The following is a 6,386-nucleotide window of genomic DNA, read 5'->3' on the forward strand; positions in this document are numbered from 1 at the left end:
CTCCTTGAGGCCGCCGGGGCCGCGAATGATGGCTTCGACCTCGCGCGAACCGGTGACGCAGATGAAGACGATATCAGATGCCGCCGCCACATCGCGCGAGGTCGATGCTTCCGTGGCGCCGCGGCCAAGCAGGTCTTCCGCCGGTTTGCGGTTCTTGCGGCCGAGGAAGGTCAGGCTGTAGCCCTTGTCGACGATGTTCTTGGCGATCCCGTGGCCCATCAGGCCAAGCCCGATGAAGCCGATCTTTTCGCTCGCGGCAGTCGTGTTCATGTCTTCAAGTCCTGTTGCAATGATTGATGTCAGGCACTGCCGTTTTGCAGGCGAGGGTGGTTGCGGATGGCGATATTGTCTGACAATACACATAAATTCCTGAGGATGTGGAGAGCAAAATGACGAAGCGGATCATGTTCACCGGCGGCAGCGGCAAGGCCGGACGCCATGTCGTCCAATATCTGGTCGAGCAAGGCTGCCAGGTGCTCAACATCGACACCAAGCCGCTCGACAATCCCAAGGTGCGCACGCTGATTACCGACATCACCGACAGCGGGCAGGTGTTCAACGCACTGTCGAGCTATATGGGCCTGCATGAATTCGACCCCTCGCTGCGCCCGCAGCCGGTCGATGCGGTGGTGCATTTCGCCGCCATCCCGCGCATCATGATCACCACCGACAACGAGGTGTTCCGCATCAATGCGCTCGGCACCTACAATGTCATCGAGGCGGCGGTTAAGCTCGGTATCCGCAAAATTATCATCGCCTCCAGCGAGACGACTTATGGGCTTGTGTTCGCCAACGAGCCGCGCGATCCCAAATATTTCCCGCTCGACGAGGAGTATGATGTCGATCCGATGGACAGCTATGCTTTGTCCAAGGTCGTCAACGAGAAAACGGCGCGGGCCTTTGCGCAACGCAACGGCACCGACATCTACGCCCTGCGCATCGGCAACGTCATCGAGCCGCACGAATATTCGCTGTTTCCGAAATGGTTCGCCGATCCGGGTTTCCGCAAGCGCATCGCCTGGAGCTATGTCGACGCGCGCGACCTTGGCCAGATCACGCTGCGCGCCATCGAGAAGGACGGGCTCGGCTATCAGGTGTTCAACGCGGCCAATGACGACACCTCGTCCGACCTGCCGACTGCCGAACTCCTGAAGCGGTTCTACCCCGGCGTGACGGTCAAGGCCGAACTCGGCGAATACGAGACGCTGCTCTCCAACCGCAAGGCGCGCGACGTGCTGGGCTTCCGCCCGGAGCATAGCTGGCGCAAATACGTCAAGCAGGACTGATCCGCGAAGCAATCGGGGCTGATCTGTGCACAGCGGGCGGCTTTGCGGTGCAAGCCGCTTGCCGCGCTTGACAGCCTGCTTAATACGGACTTTCTGGAACCCATGCGGGACGCGAAGCCGAACAAGGAAAAATCGTTGGGGAAGGCGGTCTCCGGGGACCGTCCGGGCGGCGTTCGCCGCGCCGACGCCGCGCGTATCCCAGGCTCCAGCGTCCACGCCTCGCTGGCCAGCGAAATCGGCCTCAGGATCGTGCGCGGCGACTATCCGCCCGGCACCATCCTGCCCAATGAAGCGAAATGGTCGGAGACCTTCAGCGTCAGCCGCTCGGCGGTGCGCGAAGCCATCAAGATGCTGATGGCCAAGAGCCTTTTGGCCTCACGTCCCAAGATCGGCAGCTGGGTCGAGCCGAAGGAACGCTGGAACCTGCTCGATCGCGATGTGCTTGCCTGGTACGCGACGTCGCCGGATCGCGAAGTGTTCCTCAAGACGGTGCAGGAATTCCGCCACATCATCGAGCCGGAAGCGACCGCGTTTGCCGCCATGCGAAGAACCGACGAGCAGATGGCCGAGATCAGCCTGGCCTGCCGGGAGATGGGAGAGGCGACGAGCCTGCAGGAGCGGACCCGTGCCGACACGCGCTTCCATCTTGCCATCCTGCGGGCTTCGGGCAATGACCTTCTGGTGCCGCTCGGCGTACTGATCGAGTCCGCGTTCGATCACCTCTTTGCCTATACGACGCGGGAGATCGACGATCTCAACCACGCGCAGAAGCTGCACGAGGCGATCGAGAAGAACATCCGCTTGCAGCGCCCCGACGCCGCGCGCAATGCAGTGCGCAAACTGCTCGCCAACACAGACGGCGTCATCCGCGCCCGGTAGGGCCGGCCGCCGCTAATCATCCTTGTCACGTCCGAAGGCGCTGCGCAGTTCGTCCTTGGCGTCCTCAAGCACTTTTTTGCGCGCGGCAGGCAAGTTCTTGCCGGCGCGGTTGATGTAAAAATTCAGCATCGACATGGCGGATTGGAAAGGCTCGGCCTTGCGCCTGTGGCTGTGTTCGGCGGATCGTTTCAGCGAGCCGGCGATCTTCCTGGCGTCGTCGGATTCGAAGACGTGATCCTCAAGATCCATTGCGTTGCTGTGCTCGGTCACCTCGGCCGACCATTTTTTCCTGGTGGCGGTCATCGCTGGACTCCTTTGCAGGGTGGGTTGCCGGGAAAACTCTGCACATCGGCATCGGTTCCGGCCTGGCTCTGGAGCCACGGATTTGCCCGCTGTGGCGCTGCTGCGGCCTGAGAATGCGCCGATAGTGGCGCAAACGGCAGCCGATCTCCGAGACCGCCGACAGGAAACGCCTTGACCCGAACCGACAGCATCCAGCCCGGCCCCGGCATCGACAGCTCCTATGCCTGGATGCGGCTTGCCATCTCGATGCTGCTGGCGACGATCGGCGCCGTGGGCATGTGGGCTGTCGTCGTCGTGCTGCCTGCGGTGCAGGCCGAGTTCGGCGTCGACCGCGCCGCGGCGTCCATGCCATACACCGCGACCATGGTCGGTTTCGCCGCCGGCAACGTGCTGGTCGGCCGCGCCATCGACCGGATGGGTTACTGGATCCCGGCGCTGCTCTCTTCGATTGCGCTTTCCGCCGGCCTGCTGCTCGCGGCGCTGTCGACCTCGATCCTGCAATTCACGCTTGCCCAAGGAGTGCTGATCGGTGTCGGCACGTCGGTGATCTTCGGGCCGCTGATCGCCGATATCTCGCACTGGTTCAACCGTCGTCGCGGTGTCGCGGTCACGGCGGCGGCGGCCGGCAATTACCTTGCCGGAGCGTTGTGGCCGACCATCATGCCGACGCTGATGAAGGCGGAAGGCTGGCGCTTCACCTATGCGGCAATCGGCATCTTCTGCCTGGTGACAATGGTGCCGCTGGTGCTGATGCTGCGGCGCGGTGCCCCGGCGGCGGCCGTCGCGGGTTCGCCCGGAAGCCGATCGGTGCAGCCGATCTCGCTGTCGCCGGCGGCCTTGCAGGTGCTGCTGGTCGTCGCCGGGCTCGGCTGCTGCGTGGCGATGTCGATGCCGCAAGTGCATATCGTCGCCTACTGCATGGACCTCGGCTACGGCGTGGCGCATGGCGCCGACATGCTGTCGATCATGATGGCCGGCGGCGTCGTCAGCCGGCTGGCGTCCGGCTTCCTCGCCGACCGTATCGGCGCGGTGTGGACATTGATGATCGGCTCGGTGCTGCAGTGCCTGTCGCTGCTGTTCTATATCCCGTTCGACGGGCTTGCCTCGCTCTATGTGGTGTCGCTGGTGTTCGGCCTGTCGCAGGGCGGCATCGTGCCTTGCTACGCGATCATAGTGCGCGATTACATGCCGGCCAGGGAGGCCGGCCAGCGTATCGGCATCGTCATGATGGCGACCATCTTCGGCATGGCGATCGGCGGCTGGATGTCGGGCTGGATCTACGATTTGACTGGTTCCTACGCCGCCGCATTCCTCAACGGCATCGCGTGGAATTTGCTGAACCTGGTGGCGATCGGGCTGCTGTTCTGGAAGGCACGGCGCAGCACAGCCGTGACGGCCTGAGCTCACCGTGCCCAATGGTCCGGGAGCTGCGCGGCTTGACAACCACCCAAGGCTGCGCGACGCCGGAAGGCGAATGGGTGCGGCAACAGGCCGGTTTGGCATGACGACGGTGGCAAAGACCCCGAATATGGTTCCAAAGGCGCTTGGCTGCACAAGCCAGTCGCCAGGAGTGCGTCCTTGACCAAGCCGCGCTCGCGCCGGGGCGGCGGTCGCCCGACCATCGCGGATGTCGCACGCAAGGCCGGCGTCGGCGCCATCACCGTGTCGCGCGCCCTGCGCGAGCCGGAGCGTGTGTCCGAAGAGCTGCGCCGCCAGATCCAGGCCGCCGTCGACGAACTGGGCTACGTGCCGGACCCGAATGCCCGGGCGCTCGCCTCGGCGCGCGCCGAGGTGTTCGGCGTGCTGGTGCCGTCGCTGACCAACAACGTCTTCGCCGAGGTGGTGCGCGGCATCTATGACAGCCTGTCGGCCAGCCCGTTCCGCATCCAGCTTGGCAACACCCACTATTCCGGCCTCGAGGAAGAGCGGCTGCTGCAGGTGTTCGGTTCGCAACGGCCAGCCGCGCTGATCGTCGCCGGCATCGATCAGACACCGGCTTCGCGAAAGCTGCTGGAAAGTGCCGGCTGCCCTGTGGTGCAGGTCATGGAAACCGGTCCAGATCCGGTCGACATGATGGTCGGCTTCTCGCATCTCGATGGCGGCAGGGCGGCGACCGAGCATCTGATCGAGGCGGGCTATCGCCGCATCGGCTTCATCGGCGCGCGCATGGATCCGCGTTCGCAGCGGCGCCTTGCCGGCTATCGCGCGGCGATGGAGGCCGCGGGCCTGTTCGACTCGCGCCTCGTAACCACCACGCCGGTGCTGTCCAGCGTGTCGCTCGGCCGCGAGATGTTCCGCGACGCGCTGGCCAAGGTGCCGACACTCGACGGTGTCTTCTGCAACAATGACGATATCGCGCTCGGCGTCTTGTTCGAATGCCATCGCGCCTCGATCGCGGTGCCGAAGACGATCGGCATCGTCGGTTTCAACGATCTCGACATGATGCAGGTGGCGTTTCCTTCGGTCACTAGCATCCGCACCCATCGTTATGAGATCGGCCGGCGTGCCGTCGCCATGGCGCTGGCGGCGATCGCCGGCAACAGACCGGAGCAACGGATCGTCGACCTCGGTTTCGAACTCAAGCGCCGCGAGAGCACGGCGCGTTGAAACGCACAGGAGCGACTGTGCGAATGCCGGTTTACACGCCAATTTGGTAGCGCTACCATCTCCTCCGGGCAGGTGTATCAACGATAGTTTGCGCCTGTTTATTATACATAAGTGACAACTAATACTTGTTTATTATGGATAATATGATAGTTTTCGCCCCGCTGGCGGCGACAAGGGAGGAACCGGGTCGGCCACCACCGGCGACCAAGGAAGCGCATGACGAGGCGGGAGGTGCCGGTCCATCGCGCGAAAAATTCGCATTGCGAAACGACAATCAGAACTGCAATCGGGAGGATTATCGATGATCAAGTCACTTGTTGGTGGCGTCGTTGCCGCCACTGCATTCGTCATGCTCAATTCGGCCGCCATGGCCGCCGGACCCGAAATCGTGTCGGGTCCCGCCGCTCAGGCGGACTGTTTCGCGCCGTGGAGCGCGGAGACCAAATTTTTCAAATATCCCAAGAAGGAAGGGCCGTTCCGCATCGCCTTCGCCAATGGCTATATCGCCAACACCTGGCGTATCCAGATGGTGCAGACAGCCAAGGCCTACGCCGCACAACCTGAAGTCAAAGCCAAGATCAAGGAATTCAAGGTCGTCTCGACGGGCGAGGACGTGCCGGCGCAGATCTCGGCGATCAACAATTTCATCGATTCCGGCTATGACGCCATCGTCACCGACGCCCAGAACCCGACAGCCTTCGGTCCGGTCATCAAGCGCGCCAAGGAAGCCGGCATCGTTCTGGTCGCCTTCGACAACATCCTTGACACCAAGGATGCCATCAACGTCAATGTCGATCAGAAAGGCCTTGGCGAATTGTGGGCCAAGTGGCTGGTCGCCAAGATACCGAATGGCGGCAAGATCCTGGAAGTGCGCGGCGTCGCCGGCACCTCCGTCGACACCGACCGCCACAACGGCATCCACGAGGTCTTCGCTGCGTCCGGCAAGAAGTGGGACGTCACCGAAGTCGCCGGCAAGTGGGATGACGGCGTGGCACAGAAAGTGACCGCCGATGCGATCGCCACCAACGGTCCGTTCGACGGCATCACCGGCCAGGGCGGCGATACCGGCATCGTGCAGGCGATGATCGACGCCAAGCATCCGTTCGTGCCGTTTGGCGGCGAGACCGAGAACGGCTTCCGCAAGTTCTGCGCCGCGCATTCGGCCGACGGGCTGAAGTGCTCGTCCGCCGGCTCGGGTCCGGCTCAGGTCGCCGTCGCCATCAAGACCGCGATCGCCGCACTCGAAGGCGAGGTGGTACCACAAGAGGTGAAGCTGCCGCTGGCGATCGCCGAAGACCCGGACTTGAAGGA

General features: G+C 63.3%; 7 protein-coding genes. 5 read left to right on the forward strand and 2 right to left on the reverse strand.

The window, feature by feature from the left end; all coding sequences use genetic code 11:
* Positions 1–270 (reverse strand): NAD(P)-binding domain-containing protein (locus EN906_RS18640; RefSeq protein WP_164777229.1); only part of this gene is annotated, 270 nt, incomplete at its 3' end.
* Between the two features lie 119 nt (positions 271–389).
* Here EN906_RS18640 and EN906_RS18645 point away from each other — a divergent pair.
* A complete protein-coding gene (locus tag EN906_RS18645; RefSeq protein ID WP_127266785.1) occupies positions 390–1,286 on the forward strand; it encodes an NAD(P)-dependent oxidoreductase in 897 nt (298 codons plus the stop codon).
* 102 nt (positions 1,287–1,388) lie between these two features.
* On the forward strand, positions 1,389–2,165 hold the full coding sequence (locus EN906_RS18650) for a FadR/GntR family transcriptional regulator (RefSeq protein ID WP_127271478.1): 777 nt from the start codon (positions 1,389–1,391) through the stop codon (positions 2,163–2,165).
* 12 nt (positions 2,166–2,177) lie between these two features.
* Here the strand turns inward: EN906_RS18650 and EN906_RS18655 are convergent, their stop codons facing one another.
* Complete coding sequence (locus EN906_RS18655) at positions 2,178–2,468, reverse strand: DUF3175 domain-containing protein (RefSeq protein ID WP_127270870.1); 291 nt, start codon at positions 2,466–2,468, stop codon at positions 2,178–2,180.
* Positions 2,469–2,639: 171 nt separating this feature from the next.
* Between EN906_RS18655 and EN906_RS18660 the strand changes: the two genes are divergently transcribed.
* From EN906_RS18660 to EN906_RS18670, 3 genes are all read left to right on the forward strand, one after another.
* Positions 2,640–3,869: an MFS transporter gene (locus EN906_RS18660; RefSeq protein WP_127270871.1), complete on the forward strand. Its 1,230-nt coding sequence runs from the start codon at positions 2,640–2,642 to the stop codon at positions 3,867–3,869.
* Between the two features lie 177 nt (positions 3,870–4,046).
* Positions 4,047–5,075 carry a LacI family DNA-binding transcriptional regulator gene (locus EN906_RS18665; RefSeq protein WP_127271475.1) on the forward strand — a complete coding sequence of 343 codons (1,029 nt, stop codon included), beginning with the start codon at positions 4,047–4,049 and terminating at the stop codon, positions 5,073–5,075.
* A gap of 301 nt (positions 5,076–5,376) precedes the next feature.
* Positions 5,377–6,386: sugar ABC transporter substrate-binding protein (locus EN906_RS18670; RefSeq protein ID WP_127375295.1), on the forward strand; the 1,010-nt coding region annotated here is incomplete at its 3' end.

Source organism: Mesorhizobium sp. M7A.F.Ca.CA.004.06.1.1, assembly GCF_003999135.1.
In the GTDB taxonomy this organism is placed as follows: domain Bacteria; phylum Pseudomonadota; class Alphaproteobacteria; order Rhizobiales; family Rhizobiaceae; genus Mesorhizobium.

Coding starts and splice junctions, on each gene's coding strand:
- EN906_RS18655 (WP_127270870.1), bottom strand. CDS start 2,468: ATGACCGCCACCAGGAAAAAATGGTCGGCCGAGGTGACCGAGCACAGC.
- EN906_RS18645 (WP_127266785.1), top strand. CDS start 390: ATGACGAAGCGGATCATGTTCACCGGCGGCAGCGGCAAGGCCGGACGC.
- EN906_RS18650 (WP_127271478.1), top strand. CDS start 1,389: ATGCGGGACGCGAAGCCGAACAAGGAAAAATCGTTGGGGAAGGCGGTC.